The organism is Noviherbaspirillum album (assembly GCF_035916955.1).
Classification (GTDB): Bacteria; Pseudomonadota; Gammaproteobacteria; order Burkholderiales; family Burkholderiaceae_D; genus Noviherbaspirillum; species Noviherbaspirillum album.
On the sequence record NZ_JAWIIV010000003.1, the window covers coordinates 268,868 to 293,562 of the forward strand.

At 64.4% G+C, this 24,695-nt stretch carries 16 protein-coding genes; 3 read left to right on the forward strand and 13 right to left on the reverse strand.

Annotated features, from left to right (window positions below; all coding sequences use genetic code 11):
• Positions 1-33 precede the first annotated feature (33 nt).
• From RY831_RS06130 to RY831_RS06155, 6 genes are all read right to left on the reverse strand, one after another.
• Positions 34-3,162, reverse strand: coding sequence for an efflux RND transporter permease subunit (locus RY831_RS06130; protein ID WP_326505433.1), 3,129 nt, complete (start codon positions 3,160-3,162; stop codon positions 34-36).
• A 9-nt stretch (positions 3,163-3,171) separates the two neighbouring features.
• Entirely contained in the window at positions 3,172-4,311 is a 1,140-nt protein-coding gene (locus tag RY831_RS06135; RefSeq protein ID WP_326505434.1) for an efflux RND transporter periplasmic adaptor subunit, read from the reverse strand.
• A gap of 49 nt (positions 4,312-4,360) precedes the next feature.
• Complete coding sequence (locus tag RY831_RS06140) at positions 4,361-5,776, reverse strand: efflux transporter outer membrane subunit (RefSeq protein WP_326505435.1); 1,416 nt, start codon at positions 5,774-5,776, stop codon at positions 4,361-4,363.
• Between the two features lie 150 nt (positions 5,777-5,926).
• Positions 5,927-7,291 carry an MATE family efflux transporter gene (locus RY831_RS06145; protein ID WP_326505436.1) on the reverse strand — a complete coding sequence of 455 codons (1,365 nt, stop codon included), beginning with the start codon at positions 7,289-7,291 and terminating at the stop codon, positions 5,927-5,929.
• Positions 7,288-9,003, reverse strand: coding sequence for an ArnT family glycosyltransferase (locus RY831_RS06150; RefSeq protein WP_326505437.1), 1,716 nt, complete (start codon positions 9,001-9,003; stop codon positions 7,288-7,290). Before RY831_RS06150 ends, RY831_RS06145 begins: the two co-directional genes overlap by 4 nt.
• A 194-nt stretch (positions 9,004-9,197) precedes the next feature.
• Positions 9,198-9,467 carry a type B 50S ribosomal protein L31 gene (locus RY831_RS06155; RefSeq protein ID WP_326505438.1) on the reverse strand — a complete coding sequence of 90 codons (270 nt, stop codon included), beginning with the start codon at positions 9,465-9,467 and terminating at the stop codon, positions 9,198-9,200.
• Positions 9,468-9,697: 230 nt separating this feature from the next.
• Between RY831_RS06155 and RY831_RS06160 the strand changes: the two genes are divergently transcribed.
• A complete protein-coding gene (locus tag RY831_RS06160; protein ID WP_326505439.1) occupies positions 9,698-10,312 on the forward strand; it encodes a hypothetical protein in 615 nt (204 codons plus the stop codon).
• Between the two features lie 100 nt (positions 10,313-10,412).
• Here the strand turns inward: RY831_RS06160 and rho are convergent, their stop codons facing one another.
• Together rho and trxA are read right to left on the reverse strand one after the other, a co-directional pair.
• The gene (rho, locus tag RY831_RS06165; protein ID WP_326505440.1) at positions 10,413-11,678 is read right to left on the reverse strand and encodes a transcription termination factor Rho; all 1,266 of its coding nucleotides are present in this window, start codon (positions 11,676-11,678) and stop codon (positions 10,413-10,415) included.
• Positions 11,679-11,806: 128 nt separating this feature from the next.
• Entirely contained in the window at positions 11,807-12,133 is a 327-nt protein-coding gene (gene trxA / locus RY831_RS06170) for a thioredoxin TrxA (protein WP_326505441.1), read from the reverse strand.
• 354 nt (positions 12,134-12,487) lie between these two features.
• Between trxA and RY831_RS06175 the strand changes: the two genes are divergently transcribed.
• The gene (locus RY831_RS06175) at positions 12,488-15,289 is read left to right on the forward strand and encodes a PD-(D/E)XK nuclease family protein (RefSeq protein ID WP_326505442.1); all 2,802 of its coding nucleotides are present in this window, start codon (positions 12,488-12,490) and stop codon (positions 15,287-15,289) included.
• Positions 15,283-18,714 (forward strand): UvrD-helicase domain-containing protein, encoded by a 3,432-nt coding sequence (locus RY831_RS06180; RefSeq protein WP_326505443.1) that lies wholly within the window; start codon positions 15,283-15,285, stop codon positions 18,712-18,714. The genes RY831_RS06175 and RY831_RS06180 overlap by 7 nt, the downstream gene beginning before the upstream one ends.
• A gap of 90 nt (positions 18,715-18,804) precedes the next feature.
• On the opposite strand, the gene cheB is transcribed toward RY831_RS06180, so the two are convergent.
• Genes cheB through RY831_RS06205 form a run of 5 tightly spaced genes read right to left on the reverse strand, consistent with a single transcriptional unit; the run spans position 18,805 to position 24,626 of the window.
• Positions 18,805-19,830 carry a chemotaxis-specific protein-glutamate methyltransferase CheB gene (cheB, locus tag RY831_RS06185; protein ID WP_326505444.1) on the reverse strand — a complete coding sequence of 342 codons (1,026 nt, stop codon included), beginning with the start codon at positions 19,828-19,830 and terminating at the stop codon, positions 18,805-18,807.
• On the reverse strand, positions 19,827-22,193 hold the full coding sequence (locus RY831_RS06190; protein WP_326505445.1) for a hybrid sensor histidine kinase/response regulator: 2,367 nt from the start codon (positions 22,191-22,193) through the stop codon (positions 19,827-19,829). The genes cheB and RY831_RS06190 overlap by 4 nt, the downstream gene beginning before the upstream one ends.
• A complete protein-coding gene (locus RY831_RS06195) occupies positions 22,190-22,867 on the reverse strand; it encodes a chemotaxis protein CheW (protein ID WP_326505446.1) in 678 nt (225 codons plus the stop codon). The genes RY831_RS06190 and RY831_RS06195 overlap by 4 nt, the downstream gene beginning before the upstream one ends.
• Positions 22,864-24,150: a CheR family methyltransferase gene (locus RY831_RS06200; protein WP_326505447.1), complete on the reverse strand. Its 1,287-nt coding sequence runs from the start codon at positions 24,148-24,150 to the stop codon at positions 22,864-22,866. Before RY831_RS06200 ends, RY831_RS06195 begins: the two co-directional genes overlap by 4 nt.
• Complete coding sequence (locus RY831_RS06205) at positions 24,147-24,626, reverse strand: chemotaxis protein CheW (RefSeq protein WP_326505448.1); 480 nt, start codon at positions 24,624-24,626, stop codon at positions 24,147-24,149. Before RY831_RS06205 ends, RY831_RS06200 begins: the two co-directional genes overlap by 4 nt.
• Positions 24,627-24,695: the final 69 nt, after the last annotated feature.

Sequence of the window (24,695 nt, forward strand, 5' to 3'; positions counted from 1 at the left end):
CGAGGGAGTTTCCGGCTGCATCGCCTATCTGCTTCAATGCTCCCGAGGTAATTCTTCCCGACGCATCACGTGATGGGCAGCCTCCACGTGTTTTTTCTCCTTTCCCAGCAGGCGCTTGAGCAGGTGTTCAAGATCATCGATATAGGTGTACACCGCCGGCACCACCAGCAGGCTCAGTAAGGTGGAAGTGATCAGTCCCCCGATCACCGCGGTAGCCATCGGCGAGCGGAAGCTGGGGTCGGCGCCCCAGCCCATGGCCAGCGGCAGCATGCCGGCACCCATGGCGATCGTCGTCATCACGATGGGCCGGCTGCGCTTGTGGCAGGCATCGACCAGCGCCTCGAAGCGGCTCATGCCTGCCTGGCGCGCGAGGATCGCATAGTCCACCAGCAGGATCGAGTTCTTGGTCACGATGCCCATCAGCATGATCAGGCCGATCATCGACGGCATCGAAAGCGCCTTGCCGGTCAACAGCAGCGCAACGAAGGCGCCGCCGATCGACAACGGCAATGCCGCAAGGATCGTCACCGGTTGCATGAAATCCTTGAACAGCAGCACCAGCACGCCATAGATGCACAGCACCCCGATCAGCATGGCGAGGCCGAAGCTGGCGAACAGCGCCTGCATCTCCTGGGCGTCGCCCAGTTCAGCGATCTTCACCGAGGGCGGCAGGCTTTTCATCGAGGGCAGGGCGCGCGCTTCGGCGTTGAGCTCGCCGAGCGCGCGGCCGCCGAGTTCGACTTCCAGGATCACGTTGCGGCTGCGGTTGAGGCGGTCGATCTGCGCCGGGCCGCTGTCGATGCCGACGTCGGCGACGTTGTCGAGCATGACCGGCCCCTGCCGTCCGGGCACGGTCAGGCGCTCGATGGAGGCGAGGTCGGCGCGCACCGTGTCCGGCAGCTTCACGCGGATCGGCACCTGGCGCTCGGACAGGTTGAGCTTGGGCAGCGCGATGTCGTAGTCGCCGGCGGTGGCCACGCGCACGGTCTCGCCGATGCTCGCCGCCGTCACGCCGAGGTCGGCCGCCCTGGCGAAGTCGGGGCGGACAATGATTTCCGGCCGCACTAGCGACGCGCTAGAACTGACGTTGCCTATGCCTTGCAGGGTGCGCAGCTCGCGTTCCACCTTCTGCGCCGACTGCAGCAGTGCTACCGGATCGTCGCTGCGCAGTACCAGCTGCATCTTGACGCCAGTGTCGGGCGGGCCGACATTGAAGCGCGCTCCTGGAATCTCGGCGAGCCTCTGCCGGATCTGGTTCTCGATCTCCTGCAGCGATTCGTCGCGCTCGGTGCGATGGGTGGTGGTGAGCGTCAGCACCGCGCGCCGCGCTTCGGCGGTGGCGCCGGGCACGAAGGCATCGCCGCTGGAGCCGCCGCCGATCGAGCTGAACACGCTTTCTATGCCCTTGACCTGCATGGCCGCCAGCCTGGCCTGTTCCGCGACGAGGCGGGTTTCCGCGAGCGCGCTGCCGGGCGGCAGTTCGATATTGATCTGGGTCTGGCTGCGGTCCGCCGACGGCACGAAGCCGGTCGGCAGCAGCGTCACCAGCGCCAGCGAAGCGACGAAGAACACGCCGGAGGCGATCGCCGTGAACAGCCTGTGGCGCAGGCACCATTGCATGGTGGCGAGATACTTGCGCATGATCCAGCCGTCCTGCACCGGCTCGGCATGTTTGGCCGGCTTGAGCAGGTAGGCCGCCATCATGGGCGTGAGCAGGCGTGCCACCACCAGCGAGGCGAGGATGGCGATCACCGCCGTCCAGCCGAACTGCTTGAAGAACAGTCCCGGGATGCCGCCCATGAACGCCGTCGGCAGGAACACGGCAACCAGCGCGAAGGTGGTGGCGATGACCGCCATCCCGATCTCGTCGGCCGCTTCCATCGCGGCCTGCATCGGCGTCTTGCCCATCTGCAGATGGCGCGCGATGTTCTCGATTTCCACAATGGCGTCATCGACCAGCACGCCGACCACCAGCGCCAGCGCCAGCAGCGTCACGGTATTGAGCGTATAGCCGAAATAGGACAGGCCGAGGAAGGTCGGGATCACCGATAGCGGCAGCGCGGCGGCGGCTACCAGCGTGGCGCGCCAGTCGCGCAGGAACCACCAGACCACCAGGATCGCCAGCAGCGCGCCTTCATAGAGCAGGTGCATCGAGCCGTCGAAGTTCTCCTCCACCGGCTGGGCGTTGTCGATCACCTGTTTCAGCGCAATGTTGGGATGGGCCTGCTGCAGTTCGGCGATCGCGGCCTGCGCATTGCGGGCCACCGTCAGTTCGCTGGCGCCCTTGGTGCGGAAGATTTCGAAGGCCACCACCTTGCGCCCATCCTGGGTGGCTTCCGAACGCTGCTCGGCGACGGTGTCGGTGACGGTGCCGACTTCGCTCAGGCGCACATGCCGGCCATCGGCCAGCGGTATTTCCATCGCGCCCAATTCCTGCGCGGTCTTGACCGTGGCGATGGTGCGCACCGCCTGTTCGGCGCCGCCGACATCGCCGCGCCCGCCGGGCGCTTCCTGCTGCACCAGGCGGATCTGGCGGGAGACATCGACCGCCGAAACGCCGAGCGCGCTCATGCGTCCCGGATCGAGCTCGATGCGGATTTCGCGGGTCACGCCGCCGATGCGCTTGACCGCACCCACGCCCTGTACCGCCAGCACGCGCTTGGTCACGGTATTGTCGACGAACCAGCTCAGCTCCTGCATGTCGAGCTGGCTGTTGGAGCCGGGAGTGGCATTGACGACGAAAGTCAGCACCGCCCGGCCCGAGGTCGGGTTCTTGGAAATGGTCGGGTCGCGCAGCTCGCTCGGCAGGTCAGCCCGCACGCGGGTCACGGCGTCGCGCACATCATTGACCGCGTCCGAGATCTGCTTCTCCAGGATGAATTCCACGGTCAGCTGCACTTCGCCGTCGAGCACCTTGGTGTAGATGTTCTTGATACCCTGCACCGAGGCGATGGAATCCTCGATCTTGCGCGCGACTTCGGTCTCGAGCTGGGCGGGAGCCGCGCCGGGCAGGGCCGCGTTGACGATGACGATCGGCAGCTCGATATCGGGGAAGTCCTGCACCGGGCTGGCGCGGTAGGCCAGCAGGCCGGCCAGCGTCAGCAGCGTGAACAGCATGATCGCCGGTATCGGATTCCTGATGGAAAGGGCGGAAAAATTCACGGGCTGTCCTTATTTCGAAGCCGGATTGACGACCTTCACCAGGTCGCCGTCGTTCAGGAATCCGGCGCCATTGCCCACCAGCACGGCATCGGCGGCGATACCGTCGACGATCTCGATGCTGTCGGGAAGCCGCCGTCCGGTCTGCACCTTGATCTGGCTGACGCGATTGTCCTGGTTGACACGGAATACGTAGCTGAAGCCGTCGCGCACCACCACCGACTGCTGCGGCACGGTCAAGGCCTTCGTACTGCCGAGATCGAATTCGCCGCGGGCGAACATGCCCGCCTTCGGCGGAGCGGCCTCCTCCGACACCGTGGGCAGATCGACATACACCAGCGCAATGCGCGTCTGCGGATCGACGGTGGGCGCGAACTTGCGCACGCTGCCCTTGATCTGCGTGCCGTTGGCCGCGGTGACCAGCGCCCTGGTACCTGTCCGCAGGCGTCCGAGTTCGGAAGACGTGACTTCCGCCCGCCACTCCAGCCGCCCCTGGCGGATCAGCCGGAACAGTTCTGTTCCGGCGGGGACCACCGCGCCGACCGTCGCGCTGCGCGACGAGATCACGCCGTCGTCGGGCGCCAGCAGGCGGGTCTGCTTCAGCCGCAATTCCTGCGCGGCGAGCGTTGCCCTGGCGGCTTCGACCCTGGCTTTCGCCGTCTGCTCGGTAGTCAGGTACTGGTTGATCTGCTGCGTGCTCAATGCGCCGGTTTCGGTAAGCGTGCGCGCCCGCGCCGCGTTGGCGGCGGCGTCGGCTGCGTTCGCCTGCGCTTCCAGCAGGGCGGCGCGCGCCTGGGCCACATCGGCCTTGCCGGTTTCCTCGGCGAAGGTGGCTAGTACCTGGCCGGCCTTGACCCGGTCGCCGACATTGACGCGGACATCGGTCAGGCGCAAACCGTTGGATTCGCTGCCCACGATGGCCTCCTGCCAGGCGGCGATATTGCCGTTGGCGACCAGCTTCAACGGCGCGTCGATCTGCTCGGGTTTCACCGTGGTGACCGTCAATGCCGCCTTGGGCGGCGCGGCGGCGGTCTTGCCTTCGGTCTGGCCGCGCTTGTCCGACAGCAGGGAAACGGCGGTGATGACGATGACGGCGAGCGTGGCCACGGCAATCAGGGCCAGCGTGATGGGTTTGAGTTTGGGTCTTTTCATCGGAAATGATGTCGTTTGCTATCGTCGTTCTTGAATGTTCAAGGCGCGGTCAAGGCCCAGTGCGGGCCGTTGCCGCCTGCGCGGATTCCGCGCTCCAGCCGCCGCCGGCGGCGCGGTACAGGGAGATCCATGCCGCGATGCGCTCCTGCTGCAGGGCGGCCAGCGCGAGCTCGGCTGCCAGCCGCGTGCGTCTCGATTCCTCCAGTTCCACCAGGCTGGCAAGGCCGCCCTTGTAGCGGGCTTCGGTGGCATTGAAGGAGGTCCGGAAGCCTTCGGCGGCGGTGCGCGCATCATCGCTGCGCGACGCCGTGCTCTGCAGCCGTACCAGCGCCTCCTCGACTTCGCGCACCGCCTGCCTGACCCGGACGCGGTAACGGACCACTGCATCGTCATACCGAGCCTGCGCGGCTTCGATGTTGGCGGTGCGCCTGCCGCCGTCGAACAGCGGAAGGGCCAGAGTCAGCGGACCGACCGACCATGTGCTCAGGTCGGTCTCGACGCCGCCGGTGCGAAAGCGGATGGCGCTGACCGATCCGCTCAGGCTCAGGCGCGGAAAGCGCTGCGCCAGCGCGGCGCCGGCTTCGGCGCTGGCGGCGGCAACTTCGCGTTCGGCATCGAACACGTCCGGGCGCTGCGCGAGTACTGCAGCCGGCAGGCGGTCGATGGCCAGCGCAAGCGTGTCCGGCAGGCGCGAAGGCGCCGCCAGGCGCTGGCGCAGGTCGGATTCCGGCAAGGCCGTCAGCGCGGTGAGAGCCTTGACGTCGATCTCGCATTGCGCCTGCTGCTGGGTGGCGCGGTTGCTGCCCTCGGCCGCGCTGGCGCGGGCGAGCGCGGCGTTGGCGGGCGATTGAAAACCGGCGTCCATCGCAAGCTGCGTCAGTCTTGCCGTCTCCGCCCGGGACTGCGCATCCGAGCGGGTGATGGCGAGCATGAGTTCGCAGGTCCGCAGCTGGTAATACAGGTTGGCGGTTTCGGCGGCCACCGAGACGCGGGCTTCATGCCAGGCTGCCTGCGCGCCTTCGAGACGTGCCTCCGCCGCATTGCGGGTGGCGGCATTGGCGCCGAACACGTCGATTTCCCATGCGGTCTGCAGGCCGGCCTGCAGTGCCGCGCCGGTGGGCGTCGGCGGTTGGGAACGGGCCCGGGTTGCGCTCAGCGCGCCGTCCACTGTCGGCAGCAGGGCGGCACCGGCAGCGACCCGGGCGGCGCGTGCCTGGCCGATGCGCGAAGACGCCGCGGAAATCGTCGGGCTGGCCCGCTGCGCCGCTTCCAGGAGCTGGGGCAGCAGCGGGTCCTCGGTCTGCTTCCACCAGTCTGCGAGGCCGGCCAGCGTGCCGCCGTGCGGCAAGGCGGCGTTCCAGCCGGAAGGGCTCATGGCGTCGACGCGCGCCGGCGGCGCCTGCACGGCGCAGGCGGCGAGCATTACGGTAAGGGAAGCGGGAACAATGATCCTGTGAATCTTCATTGGGTCCATTCGATGGATAGGCGCACGCGCCGCGACGCCGGGCAAGCCCGTGTTGTCGGACGGCGGAAACCGGGTACGAAAATGGGCGCAAAACATCGCCATGTTAGCGGACATGCCGACCAGCCGCCATGGACACCCGGGCCGGCCGGATCAGCCGCGGGCATGCCGTTGCACGATGCGCAAGTACCAGAGCAGGCCCGCAGCGACCAGCGCGAGACTGGCACTGTTGCCGAGCCAGAAACCAGCGGCTCCTTGCAGGAATTGCGGGCTGATGCCGAAGGGGTCGAGTCCGAGGATGTAGCCGCCGCCCAGCCCGATGCCCCACAAGGCGACCGCATAGATCAAGGTCGGCACGATGGCGACCTTGTAGGCGCGCAGCACGAAGGCGGTCGTCACCTGCACCGAATCGAAAAGCTGGTAGAAGGCGATGAAGAAAAACAGCGGCAGCGCCGCGGCAATCACTGTCGGGTCGGGGGTATAAGCGCGCGCGATCAGGTCGCGCAGAACCCAGACGATCGCGCCGATGGTGACCGAGAGGATGGCCGACAGCCGGATGCCGGCATAGCCGATGCGGCGCGCCGCCTCCGGATCGCGGGCGCCGATGGCTTGCGCGACCAGCGTGCCGGTGGCATTGGCGATTGACAGCGGCACCATGTACAGCACGGTGGCGAAATTGGCGGTGATCTGGTGCCCCGCGACCGCGGTCGCGCCGAGACGGGCAATGAACAGCGCCATGAAAGTGAAGGCCGTCACCTCGATCAGGTAGCTCATCCCCATTGGAATCCCCAGCCTGAGCAGTTCGCGCTGGGCCGTCCAGCGAGGTAGCACCAGCCCGGTGCCGAAGAGTCCGTAATGCCGGTAGGTCGGTCCGAAGCGAACGATTGCCGCGCCGCACAGGAACATCATCCACGATACAGTCGCCGTCGCCACCGCGCAGCCCGGACCGCCCATTTCCGGTATGCCGAAGCCGCCGAAAATGAACAGCGCATTGGCAGGCACTTTCAGCGCCAGGCCTGCCACCTGCAGGGCCATGACCATCTTTGGCCGCCCGATCGCGGTATTGAGCGAGGAATACAGGCGAAAGCCCATGGTGGCGGGCAGGGCAAAGACCAGTGCCTGCAGGTATAGCGTGGCTTTTTCGCTGAGCTCCGGAGTGGCATGCGCCAGCGACATCAGCGGCTGCGGAAACAGCAGGGCGATGCTGCCGAGAATGGCCAGGAACAGCGCCAGCCATGCACCCTGTTTCATCTGGTAGCCGATCTGTTCGTGGCGGCCTGCGCCGAACAGTTGGCCGATCACCGGCGAAATGGCGGCCAGCACGCCATTGAGGCCGACGAAAATGCTGACATAGACCGAGGCGCCGATGGCCAGCGCGGCGAGATCCAGCGCGGAATAGCGGGATGTCATTGCCGTATCGATCACACCGTTGGCGATCACCGCCAGCTGTCCTACCAGCAGCGGCCATGCCAGCGAAGCGATGCGGCGGGTATGGAGTTGAGGCCTAAGTATGTTCAATTCATCCTTCGCAACAGGCGGTAACGCTCATTGCGGTCAGCCGGGCGCCGGCCTTCCCACATGACGCGCCATTGCGCGCCGCCGTAGCGCACCGTCTTGACGTTGTCCCTGCCGCGGTGACTGTCCTGGAGCAGAAGAAACTCGCACTTGGCATCCCGGAAGCGGGAAAAGGGCACGCCGCCGAAATAGGCGAAGGAGCTGCGCTGCGCCGGGCCGACATTGGTGTCGACGCAGTAATCGCCCTGGGGCAGGTTCTGAGCGAGCTGCCTGGCCACGCCGGAATAGCTTTTTCCATAATTGATCCATGGCAACCACAGTGTCATCAGCAGCAGCCAGCACAGGATGACACCTCCCGATGACAGGACGACCGCCCTCCACAGCACCGATGGCCGGCGCGATACGCGCCAATGCAATACGAAAAACCAGCCTATCGTGGTGACCGCTGCCACCACGAAGGCAATCACGCTAAATTCGGGCTTGAACCCCGGCGCCAGCTTGAACGCATTTTTCGCAAGTTGGGCCGGCCAGCCTGTCTGCTTGGCAATCCAGCCCAGCCAGATAAAAGCGGCGCAGGTTGTCAGCGTCATGACCGAAAACCAATCGACCGCATTAATCGCGCCGCGTTTCATGGTCGGCAGGCCGAATGCGGCAAGAATGGCCAGCGGCGGCAGCATCGGAAGCAGCACGCCTTCATCGGTACGCGTGTGGAACAGCGCCAGCAGCAGGAATGCAAGGAAGAAAGTCAGGGGTATGGTGATGTGGGGTGCCTGATACTGGCGCCGCCATGCATACACCGCCCAGGCGGCGAAAGGCCAGGCCGGCCATGCGAACCAGATGACGTTCTTGAAGAAATACCGCAGTGACTGATAGGAAGGCAGGCCGATCTGGCGGTAATTCCAGAGCATCCAGGCATCGAACGGGGAACTGTTGAACGGCCGCGTATAGCTGCTGACCACCAGCCAGGGGCTGGCCACCAGCAGCGCCACCGGCAGCGTGATGGCAGCCAGCCGCCAGACGATGGGATGGTCGCGGAACGAGGCCAGAGTCAGCAGGCCGAGCCAGATGGCAAGCGGCACCACCCAGCCGCGCGACAGGACCAGCAGGCCCAGTGTCAAGCCGAGGAAGGCAGCGGTGCGGATCGAGCATGATTCGAACAGCCGGGTCGCCGCATACAGCGACACCGCCACCATCGATACCTGCAGGGCTTCGGTGCTGGTGCTGTGACTGTGCAGCAGCAAGCCAAGGCATCCCAGGAAAATCAGCAACGCGCCATCGGCCAGCGTGCGTCCATAGTCGCTCGGTTCAGGCTGCCCGCCGAACGCCAGGCGCAGCGGCTGAGCCTCGGGTCGCCGGCCCAGCAGGTAGGTGCTGTACCAAACGGACAGAGAGCCGGCCAGGAAGAAAGCGCCGGTGGCAATGCGCGTAGCCAGCGGGTCGCCGGTCAGCCAGCCGAACAGCTTGATGCAGATGGCGCCGATCCAGTAAGCCAGCGGCCCTTTCTCGGGAGCAGGCAGACCGACGATGTGCGGCCACAGCCAGTCTTCCAGCGTGCCGTTGGCCATGGTCCACATGACGCCGAAGCTCGCCGCGTCATCGGTTTTCCAAGGGTCGCGTCCGATCAGGCCGGGGACGATATAGAGAAGACACAAGCCAAACAGGGCCCAGCGGGGAAGTGCATTGGTAGCGGCGGCGGGAAGTCTGACTGGCTTCATGTAGGAAACAGGATTTTATTGTCGCGTCTGATTGCAGGAAAATTGCTGCCACGAATGCTTGCCATGGTCGACAAGCTTGCCGGCACCGGACGCTATTATCGAAGTCGCCGTAATTGTGCCGTAAAAGGGTGGGCGATGCTGCCGGCAAAATAAAAAAGGCAGCCGAAGCTGCCTTTTTGCGGTGCAAGCGAAAATTAGCCGCCTGCTGCCTGAGTCTTGGAACCGCGGGTGCCGAACTTCTGGCGGAATTTCTCCACGCGGCCGGCGGTGTCGACGATCTTGTGCTTGCCGGTATAGAACGGGTGCGAATCAGCCGTGACTTCGAGTTTCACCAGCGGGTAGTCCTTGCCGTCCAGGGAGATTTTTTCCTTGGTCTGGATGGTGGAGCGGATGATGAATTTGGTGTCGCTGGACATGTCCAGGAAGACGACTTCGCGGTAATCCGGGTGGATATTCTCTTTCATGCTTTTCCTCTGTGGTTTCGGTAGCCAATCGGCACTTCGTCGGTCTTCTTGCTTCTTGACCCGATTGCCGGTCACTTGCCTGGGGTGAAAAACCGGTGATTATACAAGCAAACTTGTTTGCGCCGGAAGCCGCCCGTTCATTTCAGGGAAGTTGTTTTGAAAGCAATATCATTGTTGTAATGTTGCCAATTCCTGACTAGCCTTTCAGTTTTTTGAATGGAGGCTTGGCAATGGTCTGGCAATACAGTCAACGTACCGGGCAGCTTCGCCGGAAAGACGGAGTGTGGGCGCGCGGCTATTCCGGCAAGGGTCCTGGGGATACCGCAAGGCTCGCGATCTTCTTCTTTTTGTTCGTTTCCGGCCACGCCATGTCGTCACCGGCAGCACCTGATGCCGCGACGCTGCTCGCCGAAATTCGCGACATAGGCCCACTGCAAGTCATTGGTCGATTGAATGCCCAGCCGAACCCGAATGCCTGGGATGGAGTCATGCGCCGGATACGATCCGGCCAGGCTGACTGGCTCGACGTCGCCGCAGGACTGGCGCAGGAGGCCGATGCCGGCTCCGCCTCCGACCTCAAGATATCGTTGGCCCATGCGCTGTTGAAGAACCCGGAAGGCGTCCTCAAACTGGCAGGGAGCCAAGTATTTCTAAGCATCGATGAGATTTGCGGTGCGCCGTTCATCGAACCGACGAGCCGCTTTCTGCGGCATTACCTGGAGCAGGCGAAACGGGCAGTAGGACAGGTGCGCGATCCCCAGTTGAAACCACGGCAAGCGGCATGTCTCTCACGGATTAACGATGCGGAAAGACAATTGCGCTCGACATCGAAGGCCGGCAGATAAGAGCTGACATCAGATCAAAAAGTAAAAGACGCATGCCATGCATGCGTCTTTCTTGTCTTCATTGCGCCCGAACGCAAAAGCATGTCGGGCGAAGGGCCGATCAGCTGCCGCCGCGGCGCATCATGTCGAAGAACTCCAAGTTGTTCTTGGTGGACTTCATCTTGTCGAGGATGAATTCCATCGCCTCGATTTCGTCCATGCCGTACAGCAGCTTGCGCAGCACCCAGATCTTCTGCAGCTGGTCCGGCTTGATCAGCAGTTCCTCGCGACGGGTACCCGACTTGTTCAGGTTGATTGAAGGATAGACGCGCTTCTCCGCCAGGCGGCGTTCGAGGTGGACTTCCATGTTGCCGGTGCCCTTGAATTCCTCGTAAATCACGTCGTCCATGCGGCTGCCGGTTTCGATCAGGGCGGTTGCGATGATGGTCAGCGAGCCGCCTTCCTCGACATTGCGGGCCGCGCCGAAAAAGCGCTTCGGACGCTGCAGCGCGTTGGCGTCGACGCCGCCGGTCAGCACCTTGCCGGAAGCCGGGATTACGGTGTTGTATGCGCGGGCCAGGCGGGTGATCGAGTCGAGCAGGATGACCACGTCGCGCTTCATCTCGACCAGGCGCTTTGCCTTCTCCAGCACCATTTCGGCAACCTGCACGTGGCGGGTTGCCGGTTCGTCGAAGGTGGAGGCGACCACTTCGCCGCGCACGGAGCGCTGCATCTCGGTAACTTCCTCTGGGCGTTCGTCGATCAGCAGCACGATCAGCGCGGTATCCGGATGATTGGTCGTGATTGCATGCGCGATATGCTGCAGCATCACGGACTTGCCGGATTTCGGCGATGCCACCAGCAGGCCGCGCTGGCCGCGGCCGATCGGCGCGATCATGTCGATGATGCGGCCGGTAATGTTTTCTTCGCCGCGCATTTCGCGTTCGAGATGCAGCAGCTTGTTTGGATGCAGCGGCGTCAGGTTTTCGAACAGGATGCGGTGCTTCGAGGCTTCCGGCGGTTCGCCGTTGACCTTGTCCACCTTCACCAATGCAAAATAGCGCTCACCGTCCTTCGGAGTGCGAACTTCGCCTTCGATCGAGTCGCCGGTGTGCAGGTTGAAGCGGCGGATTTGCGAAGGGGAAATATAGATGTCGTCGGTCGACGCCATGTAGCTCGCATCGGGCGAGCGCAGGAAGCCGAAGCCGTCCGGCAGCACTTCGAGGGCGCCGTCGCCGAAGATCTGCTCGCCGGACTTGGCGCGCTTCTTCAGGATGGCAAACATCAGTTCCTGCTTGCGCAGGCGGGCGGCGTTGTCGATTTCGAGACCGATGGCCATGTCCAGCAGAGCCGAGACGTGGAGCGCCTTGAGTTCAGATAAATGCATAGTGGGTATCCCGGGATGGGAGATCAAAGGTGGGGGAGGGAACTGCGAGGATGTTTACTTGTTAATATAAAAGCGAATGCAATCGACGCAAAGCGGAGCGGCGGTACGAACGCACCGCCGCATAACGATCAGATGTTGCTGTCGATGAACGAAGTCAGCTGGCCTTTTGCCATGGCGCCAACTTTCTGGGCTGCCGGTGCGCCGTTCTTGAACAGGATGAGAGTCGGGATGCCGCGGATACCGAACTGTGCCGGAACAGCCTGGTTGGCGTCAACATCCATTTTCGCGATTTGTATCTTGCCGTCGTATTCCTTGGCGACTTCTTCCAGGATCGGGGCGATCATCTTGCAAGGGCCGCACCATTCCGCCCAGAAATCGACGAGAACGGGCTTGTCGGACTTGAGTACGTCCGAATCGAAAGATGCATCGGTAATGTATTTGATATTTTCGCTCATGGTTTCCTCGGAAGAGGTTCAAAGGTTTGAATCAGACAGACGCCTGCAGCTGATTGTTCTTGCCCGATCCCGTTGACTACGATGTCCGGAATTGCAATAAGCAAGTGGAGACGTCATTGCATGATTTCAAGCCGATGAAGGCGGCGCAAGACGTAGTGCGGCGGGAAGTTGGGTAAATCATAACCGATTTTCGCTAAAAGTGTAGGCACGGTCTTTTTTCTCCCGGACATGCGGGGGCAGGCATTTTTGTCGCATGCCGGCAAAGGGCGCCGTGCCATGCCCTGCCAATGGAGCAATACTGCATTTGCACTGTCTATATGACTGTCTTTGAATTACGACTGGCCCGAACGTTCCATGCCCATCATGCTCTATCCGCCCTTGCCTGTTCCACCCTCCAGCGACTGCTGGAGCCGGATCGCATCCGCATTGGTGGAACATGACATCGTTCGCAACGCGGGCCATGCCGGGGAGGGAGCCGGGCAGCTCTCCGGCATAAGGGTGGTGGTGCCCCGCCCCGAGCATGCGCAAATGCTCAAGGCGGCGCTTGCCGCGCACCTGGGGCGCAGCTTCATTGCGCCGCGCATTACCACACCGGACGCGTGGCTGGCGCAGTCGTTGCAGCCGTCATTCGGGGGCGGCCGAAGACAGGCTGGCCCGTCAACCATGCGGATCGAGCGCCTGATGGCGCTGTATGCGCAAATGCGCGCCCATCCATGGTTGAAAAAGCTCTTTCACGCGAAGCGCAATACCGACCTGCTGCCCGTCGCACATTCCCTGCTCAACCTGTGCGACGAGTTGAGCGAAGCCATGCTGCCGTTGATGCGGGTCGATGCGGATGCCGCTGCCACCCAATGGCGGACGGTGCTGCAGCAGTTGCCCCTGCCTGCGCAAGGCATTCTTTCCGATGAGGCGCGGCTGGTCTGGACGCTCTGGCAGGGTCAGTTCGACGGCGACGATCCAGCAGCGATCCGCCTGGCCCGACTGAGACGCCTCGCAGCCGCAGCCGACGCGCCGCTGGTCTGGATCGGCAACGGCCAGCCACAGCCTTTGCACGACGCATTTCTCGAGGCTTATGCCCGGCGCTGTCCGGTCTTGTCCGTCGTGCCCGAATGGCAGCCGCGATCGCTTGCCTCCGCATACGCCGCGGCCTGGCCGGAAGTGCTCGACGAAAATGAAGGCGAGCACGGTGCCGCAACAGCCAGTGCCGACGCCAATGCCGGAATGGATCCTTCCGCCGCCGTGTTCCTGCATGCCGCGCGAAGCCTCGAAGACGAGGCGCAGCATGCGGCACAGACCGTGCTCAAGTGGCTGAGCGAAGGCAGGAAGCGGATCGCAGTCATCGCACAGGACCCGGCGGCGGCACGGAGGCTGCGGGCGCTGCTGGCACGGGCGGGAATCGTCGTTGCCGATCAGACTGAACGAAAATTGTCCGCCACCCGCCCGGCGGCGATGCTCGCGGCGTTGCTGGATGTGGTGGCCACCCGTGCCGGCACGCCGGCCTTGCTTGACCTGCTCAAGTGCCCGGGCTTGTGCGAAGACTTGCCCGGCAAGGCCGAGTGCGTGATGCAGATAGAGCTCGCCCTCCGGCGCGCCAACGTGCCGGGAGGCTGGAACCCGGTGCTCGCTGCGGTGGCCAGGGAGTCCGGCGCGCCCGGAGCCCGCATGTTGCTCTTGCGTATCGCCGGCCAGGCCTGGCGGTTCTCAGGCCGGAAATCCCTGAACGGATGGGCGCGGCTGACGGAGAGCGCGCTGCGCGAACTCGGCCTGCGCGGCGGAATGGAAGCCGCGCAGGCTCTGGAGGCCCGGAAAGCAGGGAGAGCCGACGGGCAGTTGCTGGCGCTGCTCGACGGACTTGCGTACCAAGGCGGAAGCGACCGGACCAAGTTCGGGTTTGCGGAGTGGCGGGCCATGCTCGGCACGCAGTTCGAATCGACTTCCTGCATCGAGGATGATGGCGATTGCTGCGTGGTCATGCTGCCCCTAAGCGGCACGCCGCTGCGGCGTTTCGATGCGGTCGTCATGCTCGGTGCCGACGCGGCCCACTTGCCGTTGCTTGCGGAAAGAGCGCCGGCCTTTGCGGGTCACGTGCGGCGGGAACTGGGCTTGAGCTCACGCGAGGTGCGGCAGCGCATGCAACTGCGCGAATTCGCCGAGCTGCTGAATGCCAATCCCGAGGTGGTTCTATGCTGGCAGGCGGTCCGCGACGGCGAACCCAATGCCGCGAGTCCCTGGATCGAGCGCCTGCGGCTTGTGCTTGAGCAGAATGGAAGATCCGGGTTGCCTGCGCACCACGTTGCCTTTCAGGAGCGGCGGCTGCGCGCAAGCCCGCCGCGCAAGCCATCGCCGTCCGCGCCGGAGCTGCTGCCGGGCGTGCTTTCCGCAACCGCCTACAACAGTCTCGTGGCCTGTCCCTACCAATTCTTCGCGACCCGCATGCTCGGGCTGGCCAGCCTGGAGGAATTGACCGAACTGCCGGAGAAGCGGGATTACGGCGGCTGGCTGCACGCGATCCTCAAGGCCTATCACGAGTCGATTCGCGACAATCCGGTTGACATCGCGGTGCGGGAGCGCCTCCTGCGCGATATTACCGACCAGGTCTTCCGCGATGCGCTGGTACCCGGGGCGGCTGCTCCCGGCGCCCTGGTGCTGGGGTATTACGCGCGCTGGCAAAAGGCCATTCCCGCCTACCTGGAATGGGCCGACGAGCGCGAGGCCAGCGGCTGGAGGTTTGCGCTCGGCGAACAGATGCTGGAAAGAGTGCTGGAGTGGGAAGGTGGCCAGATCCTCCTGCGCGGCCGCGTCGACCGCATCGATGAACACCCGGACGGATCGCGCGCCATCCTCGATTACAAGGCGCAAGGCGTGCAGGCGCTGCGGGAAACGCTGCGAGAGGGCGATGATCACCGCCTTGCGTTCTGCGCCGTGCTGTCGGAGGCGCCGGTAAGCTCCGGGCATCTCGTAGCGCTCGAGCCGAGCAGGAACAGGACGGGTGACGCGGCCGCGGAACATTTCATCGAATGGCAGGAACAGCTGGAGCGCAGGATCGTCAGTAGTTTGCAAGCCATCGGTGCCGGCGCGCCGTTGCCTGCGACGGGCGTCGAGCGCATCTGCATTCACTGCGACGTGCGCGGCTTGTGCCGGAAGGGAACATGGTGAGTGCGGCCGGGATGCCGGGCATGCCATTGGCCGCGCACTCCCATGAAGTCAACGGCGCAGCCGTCAGCGCCCGGGTATTCATCGAGCGCGCCTGCGACCCGGCTCGCACGGCGGTGGTCGAAGCCTGCGCGGGAAGCGGCAAAACCTGGCTGCTGGTGTCCCGGATGCTGCGCCTGCTGCTGGCCGGAGCCGAACCGTCGGAACTGCTGGCCATTACCTTCACCCGCAAGGCGGCGCGCGAAATGCGCGAGCGGCTGGTGCAGCTGCTGCGCGAGCTTGCATTGCAGCCCCCCGACCGGGCGGGCGCGCTGCTGATCGAGCGCGGCATCGACGCGGCGCATCTGCCTGCGCTGCTACCGGTCGCCCGCAAACTCTACGCGCGGATACTGGCCAGTCCGGCAGGCCTGTCCATCGACACCTTCCACAGCTGGTTCGCCATGTTGCTGCGGGCGGCGCCGCTGGCGTCGGGCGTGCCGAATGCCTTTACGCTGACGGAGAAAACTGGCGAGCTGCGCAGGGAAGCGCATCTCAGGTTCATGCAGTCACTCGACCAGTCCAAGCACGCCAGGCTGCGGCAGTCGCTATATTCCCTGTACGACCTGGCCGGCGACCGCGGCGCGAAGCGGCTGCTCGATGCCTTCATCGACAAGCGCGCCGAATGGTGGGCTGCCTGCGGCAATTTCGATGCCTTCGATGCTTTCGACGGCGAGGATGCTTCAGACACTTCAGACACTTCCCATGCATCTCGCCCTCTCATCTGGCTGCGCGAGTTATGCGGCAGGGACGGCACGGACGACGCACGCCAGGACCTGTGGCGCGACCATGCACTGCTGGCCCGGATTCTTGACGTGACCCGGATTCTTTCCGCCGGCGGCAAACGCAACAGGGAACGGGCGGAAGCCATCGCCGAGGCGCTCTCGGGAAGTGCGTCACCCGCAAACTTCAACCGGCTGCTCGCGCAGTTTTGCGACGAAAGGCGGCAGCCGCGCGGCAACGATCTGCGCAGCGCCAGCCTGCAGCTTGCGCTGCAGGAGCGCTTCGGTACGGATGGCACCACCGTCTTTCGGGATGAGTTCGCCGCGATCGCACGCGAGCTGCTTGCGCTGGAGCGGCGCGGCGCGGAACCCCGCGTGCTGGCAATGAACGTACGCCTGTTCGAAGTCGGATCGGCTTATCTTGCGCATTACCAGGCGGTGAAGGCGGAGCGACGGGTGCTCGACTTCAGCGACCTCGAATGGCATGCCTACCGGTTGCTGACCCACGAGGATCATGCCGCGCATCTGCAGAGCCGGCTCGATGCCCGCTATCGCCACATCCTGCTCGATGAATTCCAGGATACCAATCCGATGCAGTGGTGCATCCTGCGGACCTGGCTCGAGGCCTACGGTGGCGATGCAGAGCCACCGAGCGTGTTCATTGTGGGCGATCCGAAGCAATCCATTTACCGCTTCCGGCGCGCGGAGCCGCGCGTCTTCGATGCTGCGCGCGGCATGCTGGCGCAGCGCGGCGCCGATGTCCTGCGCACCAGCCAGACGCGACGCAATGCTGGCGAGATCATCGACGTCCTGAATGCCGTGTTTGCGGCCAATCCGATTCATGCCCCGCATACCACGCTGCGCGGCCAGGGCGGCGCCGTGTGGCGACTGCCGCTGGCGGGAAGCAGTGCCGCTTCTTCAGCGCCGTCCTCATCTTCATTTTGGATTCCGGCTTTGCGCGACCCGCTGGCCGATGGGCCGCAGGAGGATGAAGACCTGCGTCGGCTCGACGAGGGCGGGGCGGTGGCCGAAGCCATCCGTGCCGCGCTGCAGAGCACGGCACAGCGCACCGGCGGCCCGGTGCGCTGGTCGGACGCAATGGTGCTGGTAAGGCGACGCACGCACATCGGCGCCTATGAAAACGCATTCCGCATGGCCGGGATTCCTTTCCTGTCCGACCGGCGAGGCGGCCTTCTCGCATCGCTGGAAGCAGCCGACCTGATCGCGCTGCTCGGTTTTCTGACGATGCCCGGCGATAGCCGGGCGCTGGCGCACGCGCTGAAATCGCCGATCTTCGGCGCTACCGACCAGGATCTGATTCATCTTGCGCGAAGCGAGGCAGACCCGCGGCGTTACTGGTGGCCGCGGCTCCGTGCATGTGCCGCTAACGACCGCGCCGGCGCGTCTCCTGCGCTGCGGCGGGCCGCCGTGCTGCTGGGCGGCTGGCTTGAAGACGCCGCCCGGCTGCCATTGCATGAATTGCTGGACCGGATCGTCCACCAGGGAAAACTGGTGCAGCGCTATGCGCAGGCTGCGCATCCGGCGTTGCGCTCCCAGGTGATCGGCAACATCGAGGCATTCATCGAATTTGGCCTGCAATTCAATGCGGGAAACTATCCCAGCCTGCCGCGATTCCTCGACAGCTTGCGCCTGCAGCAGCAGGGAACCGAATCCGAGGGGCCCGTGGAAGCCGCGGTCGACAGCGCGCTCGATGCGGTCAGGATTTTCACGATACACGGCGCCAAGGGCCTGGAAGCGCCTGTCGTTGCATTGGTCGATGCCAATCACAGCGAACCGGCGCGGGATGATGCAGGCATCCTGTGCCGCTGGCCCCTGGATGCGGACTCTCCCGACCACTTCTCCTGCTACGGCCGCGTCGATGAACGCGGCGCCGCACGCGACGCCATGTTTGCCGAAGAAGACCGGCAACGCCGCCAGGAAGACTGGAACCTGCTGTATGTTGCCGCGACGCGCGCCAGCGAAATACTCATAGTCAGCGGCGTGGCCGCCGCGCGCGGCGCGATGGCAGACGGTTGCAATGAAGGGAGTTGGTACCACCGGTTTGGATTTGTGCCGGAAATCGATACAGGTCCTGCCATTGCAACAGGGAGCGGCGGATCCGGAAATGCGGAAGAGTTCCTGCTGTCCGTGTTCGATCCGGAGCCGGTTACGGAGCGACCCGCGAGACAAGTCGGCATCCGGCTTCGCAGTATGACCGAAGAAGCAAGGACGTTGAGTTCCCTGATGCAGCGGCTGACCGAAGTGCCTCAATGGCCTGTCCGGGTGCCGCCGCCAGAGCATCTTCCGGATTGGCTGGGCTGTGCGCCTGCCGCGGCAATGGCGGTGCATGCACGGGCCGAGCGCATACTTTCCGTTTCGTCGCTGGAACGCTACTTCAATCCTAAGCACTTTGTGTTTGCCCGCAATTCGCTTGAAATCATCGATGCGGGCGAATCGCTGCTGTGCGACCGTGTCGTTGTATTCAAAGACGAAGTCTGGATACTCGATTACCTGTGCGACTCGCCCGCAGGCCTCGATGGCAAAGAACATGGCAACGATGCATTGCACGGACGGTTCCGCAGTGCGATGCAGGCGCTCTTTCCCGACAAGGCCGTCAAGTTTGGGTCAATTACGGCGGATGGCTACCTGGTCCTGATCGAGGCGGCTTGAATACAGGAATCCATCTGGGACGCCGGCATGCCGGCGAGCGCCGGGTTCATCGATCGACAGGTTGCCGAGCCCCCGCCATCGATGTTTGTATCATTCGCCGCGTCGGCCCGCGCGCTGCTCCAGCATGCCGGCGATCTTTTCCAGCGGCAGCACCAGTTCGGCCGCGCCGATCTCCGCGGCGGCGCGCGGCATGCCGTACACCGCGCTGCTGGCCTGATCCTGCGTGATGGTCAGCATGCCCGAGCGGCGCATGGCCAGCAGGCCCTGTGCGCCGTCGCGGCCCATTCCGGTCAGCAGGATGCCGATGGCGGGTCCTTGCCAGTGCCGTGCCACGCAACGGAAAAAAACGTCCACCGAGGGCCGGTAGGGATAGTCGCGCGGATGGGCGCTGTAGTTCAGCTTGTGACTGCTGTCCATGACGAGATGGTCATTGGTCTTGGCCATGTAGATGCGGCCCCGTTCGAGCCGCATCTGCGGCTCGATCACCGTGATCGGCCGCTTGACTTGTTCTCCAAGCCATTTGGCGAAGCTGTCCGTGAAGTTCTCGTCGATGTGCTGCACGATGACCAGGGAGCAGTCTTCCGGCGGATTCCAGCGTCCGAGGATTTGTGCAAGCGCAACCGGCCCTCCGGTGGACGAACCGATGGCGACCAGGGTCCGGGGCTCGATATGAGCGTCCGGCAAAGTCCGCTCCATGGGCACCGCTCTCGCGGAAGAAGTCGTCTCGGCCGCGATCAGCTTGCCTATTGTCCGTATCTTGGCAAGCAGCGCACTGTCCGTGCCCGGCTTGCCGGTGATCACGGGCGTAGCGGTGACGTCGAGCGCGCCGGCGCCGAGCGCGCGGAACACCAGGCCGGTGGTGTCCTCCGGCGACGCGGTGACAAGCAGGATGGCGCAGGGCGTTTCCTGCATGATGCGGCGCGTGGTTTCCACTCCATCCATGCCCGGCATCAGCAGGTCCATCAGGATCAGGTCGGGGCGGGCCTGCCGGCAGAACTGGAGAGCCTGTTCGCCGTCGCGCGCCACCCAGATCACCTGGTGCTCGGCGTTCTGCGTGATCATCCTGCGCAGCGCCTCGCCGATCAGCACCACGTCGTTGACGATGGCGATCTTCATGCGCTCTCTCCGATCAGGTCGATCACCGCGTCGATCAGCGTCTCGTCGTGAAAACTGCCCTTGGCCAGGTAGTAGTCGGCGCCGGCCTCGATGCCGCGCGCGCGGTCTTCCGGCCGGTCCTTGTAGGACACGATCATCACCGGGATGCGCCTAAGCTGTTCATCCTTCTTGATCAGCACGACCAGTTCGATGCCGTCCATGCGCGGCATGTCGACATCGGTAATGACGAGATCGTAGCGCTGGCTGCGCACTGCGTTCCAGCCGTCCATGCCATCCACCGCGACATCGACATCATAGCCGCGCGAAACCAGCAGCTTGCGTTCCACCTCGCGCACCGTGAGCGAGTCGTCCACCACGAGCACGCGCCTGGCCGCGGAACGGGCTTTCTCCTGCAGGCCTTCGAGACGGCGCAGCGTGCCCGCCTGCGCAAGCCGGGCGATGCCCGTCATCACGTCGTCGATGTCGAGAATGAGCACTGGAGACCCATCGTCAAGCAGTGCAGCCGCCGACACCGATTTCATCTTGCCGAACATGCCCTCGATCGGCTGTACGGCAAGGCTGGCTTCCCCGCGTATCGCGTCGACCGCCAGCGCATGCCGCTGCTGCTGCGAACCGATGACGACCACCGGCAGCAGGCCATCCGCCATGCTGCCGTTTCCGACTTCCAGCAGCTGCGCGGCCGATACCAGGCCGACATGTTCGTTGCCGAGGGTGAAAAACTGCTTGTCTTCAAGAAGATGGATGTCTTCGCGGGCCACTCGCATGATGCGGTCGATCTTGGTCACCGGCACGGCATAGGCTTCGCCGCCTATATCGATGACGATCGCGCGCACAATCGATTGCGACAGCGGCAGGGTGATCGTGGTGCGGAAGCCCCTGCCGGGTTCGCTTTCCAGGCGTACCGTGCCGTTGAGTTGTCTCACGGTTACCTGGACCACATCGAGGCCCACACCGCGCCCCGATACCTGGCCCGCAGTGTCGCGCAGGCTGAATGCCGGCAGCAGCAGGAACTCGAGCAGTTCCGCGGCGCTTAACGCCGCAGCCATCGTTTCATTCGCCATGCGCCGCTCGATTATCTTGCCGCGGATCCTTTCGAGATCCACACCCTGGCCGTCATCGCTGACTACCACGGTCAGCATGCCGGCGCTATGCCTTGCCTCGAGCCGGATGACGCCTTGCGCCGGCTTGCCGGCTGCAAGGCGCGCCTCCGGCGTTTCCATGCCGTGATCAATCGCGTTGCGCAGGATCTGGTTAAGAGGGCTTTCCATGCGCGCCAGGATATCCCTGTCGACCATCGTGTCGAGTCCGGAAATTTCGAGCCGGACCTCCTTGCCCAGGCTGCGTCCGAGATCCCGCACCATGCGCGGAAATGCGCTCACACCGTCGCGGAAGGGGCGCATGCGCAACCCGAGAACTTCATCCAGCATCGCCTGGGAACCCCCGAGCAGCCGGCGCTCATAGGCTTCCAGCTCGGCGAGCTGCTCCACCAGCGCCTGGCGCAGCGGCTTGATGCGCTGGTGCACGGCAAGCCATCGTTCCCGTGCCAGCTCATCCATGTCGGATAGCGGCAGCGCTTCGCTGAACAGGTCGAAGGCCGCGCTCATGTCCTGTTGCTGCTTCTTCAGGCGCTGCATGGCTTGCAGGTTGGGGCGCAGCGCATGCGCCGCAACCCGCGACTCGCCTGCCAGCGATAGCAGGCGGTCGAAGCGGCGGGCATTGACTTTCATGAACTGCTCGTCCGCGGTTGCTGCCGGGTCCGGATCGGGCCAGGGCTGCGCTGCGCCGGACGGGGCCGCAGGTCCACTGTCCTGGGAGATCGCTGCCGCCGGCAGGGTGCCGACTTCGCCAACGTTCAAGCTTGCTCGTGACGGTGCGGGGGGAGCGGGCTGCGCCGATGGCGATGGCGGAGCAGGGGCAGGAGGCGCGGCGGCGTCGTTCAGTTTTTCCGGGTCCGCCGCTTCGTACAGGTTGACGAGAAGGCCGCCAATGTGGAGCTTGTTCTGCTCCAGCCAGCCAGGCGCTTCGTCCTCGCTCAGGGATGCAATGCGGGAAATAAGGTCGACGGCGGCAAGCAGGCGGTCCAGCCTTGCCTGGTTCAGCCGCAGCCGGCCTTTCTGCGCGCCGACGAAGCAGTCTTCCATCACGTGCGCGAGCCGCTCGACCGCTTCGAGATTAACAATGCGGGCCGCCCCCTTGAGAGAATGGGCAGCCCGCATCAAGACATCGAGAGTTGCCTTGTCTTCCGGATAGCGGTCGAGTGCGAGCAGGCCCGACGTCATTACCTGCACCTGTCCCTCGGCCTCGCTGCGAAACAGCGCCACCAGCGACATGCCGCTGTAGTCGTCGTTCGTGCCGCCGGTCATCGCAGTGCTCCGTTAAGCTGGTGGCCGATCAGTTCTTCATCGAGGCAGCCGATGCGCCGTTCATCGAGAACAAGCAGGCCGCGCATGTAGCGGTGCCGCGACTCGGCCAGCGTCGCCGGCAGCGGCCGCAGCTGATTGGAAGCATGGCGGTGCATGCCTTGCAAGTCGTCCACCGGCAGGGCGAATGCCTGCCGGCCGAACTGCATCAGCAACAGGCGCGGGTAGACCCGCTGGCCGGGTTGGGCCGCCGGCTCCTCGTCCGCAATGCCGAGCAGCGCGGCGAGCGACATGCAGGGATAGATGCGTCCCTGTATGCCGACGACGCCCAGCAACGGGCCCGCGCTCCTGTGGGGCAGTCGATGCGGTGCCCGCGGATCCGCTACCGCCAGCGCGAGGCGTGTCGGCAAGGCGAGCCACTCGCTGCCGATGCGAAATATCAGGGCCGACTGGTCGGAGCGTCTGTCCTCCTCCTGCGGCCGGGCAAAGATGTCGGCCCATTCCTGCAGATAGGCTTGCGACAGCGGCCGTTGCATGACCTGGGCAGCGGCGGACGAATACACCCCGCAATGGCGACAGTGGCCGTGTTCGCCCAACAGTTCGCAGCTATGGTCGCCGCGCACGCCGATGCGGTTCCAGCAATCCGCATGCGGATTGTTCATGGCGTGATCGTTCATGGTTTGCCTCGCACGCCGGACTGGCGCTGAAACACGCGATCGGCCCGTTGCTTCAGCTGCCTGGCAGCTGCCGCATCGCCATCCCGCTCGGCGAGCAGGGCGAGATGGCACAAGGCTTCGTAATGGTCGGGGTCGAGATAGACCGCGCGCCGCAGGTGTTCGGCCGCCGCCGCGTCTTTGCGCTGCTGATCGAGGAGCAGTCCCAGCATGAAATAAGCCTCGGCGCAGTCGGATGCCGTCCGCAGGCATTGCCTGTAGAGTTCCTCGGCCTCCTGGTGTTTCCCGGCGTCGGCTGTTTCACGGGCGCGGCGCAGGCCCTCTTCGAGGCCGGCATGCGGTTTCGCCGACGACGGGGCGGCATGGAGCTCGCCTGGAGTGCGCGGGGGGCGTGGCGGTGACGATGGCGGGGACGAATGTTTCCGTGCATTGCGCATCGGCGGAATCGCCCGCGCTGCCGCAGCCGTTGCAGTAGCTCCCGATGCAGGGGCCGACGCTGCCTTGGTCAGTGCAAACGCCTTGGGGAACGGCGCCGCGGCGAAGCCGAACTGAATGAAGGCGTTGGTTTCCGCGTAGCCGGATAGCAGCAGGCCGTCGTCGCGCAGCAGTGCCCTTAGTTTGGCCGCGGCATTGCGCTGCGTGGCTTCATCGAAATAAATCAGGAGATTGCGACAGAAGATGATGTCGTACTTTTCCGCCTGCGCCGTCTCCTCCAGCCTGAAGAGGCTGGCGCAGCGAAAACGTACCGCGCTGCGGATTTCCTCGCGCAGTTCATAGGCCTGGTGGCCATGATCGCCGCGGTCGAGCCGGCGAAAATAGGTGTCGCGGAACGCCAGGTCCCTGGTGCGGAACGCATTGCGGTAATACACGCCGCGCCGGGCGCGTTCGATTGCACCCCGGCTCACATCGATTGCATCGAGAATCGCCTCGTCGGGTGCGATGCCTGCCTCGGCCAGGGAAATCGCCATCGAAAACGGTTCTTCCCCGGTGGCGCAGGGTACGCTTAGCAGCCGCACCGGACGGCGGCCCTTGCGAATCAGCTGCGCAGTGAATGCCGTCGCCGCGGCAAATGCGTCGGCATCGCGAAAGAACCAGGTTTCCGGCACCACGACCTGATCGATCAGCGCCGACAATTCCTGCTCGTCGCTCAGTGCGCGAAGCGCGTATGCGCTCGGCTCGCCATTGCCAATCTCGCGCATGCGGCGGCGCACGGCATGATCGATTGCGTCCCGCGCAAGCGTCATTCCGGTCTCCAGCCTCAGGCGGTTGTACAGGGCATGCATCATGTGGCCGCGTCTCCGCTGTCGGGGAACAGGACGGCGCGCACGTCGTCGGTGAGCAGATGTTCCGGGGTAATGACTTGCACGATGCGCTCGCCGTGAGTGACCACCTTCCCAAGGTAGGGAGCACTTTCATTGGCAACGCCGGCGTCGCGCAGTTGCGCCGGATCGATGGATGCCATTCCTTCCACGCCTTCCGCAATCAGGCCCAGCAGATGGAGCGGCCGGTGCACATGCCCGTCGCGCCGTGCATATTCGATCAGCAGGATGCGGGTGTCGAAGCGGGCGGCGTGTTCACGCCCGCAAGCCAGCCGGCACAGATCGATCACCGGAACGGACTGCCCATGAAGATTCATCAGGCCGGCCACGAAAGAGGGCGCCTGCGGCAAGGACTTCAGTTCCATCAGCGGCAACACGCGCACGAGACCGGCAGCGGCCAACGCATAGCGGTCCTTGTCGAGATGGAAAATCAGAAACTGCATGACGCCTTTATCGATGGTTTTGTGGTTGACCGAGCTCCGGCGGGCGTGTCGTGCCGGCGCTTTCGTGCA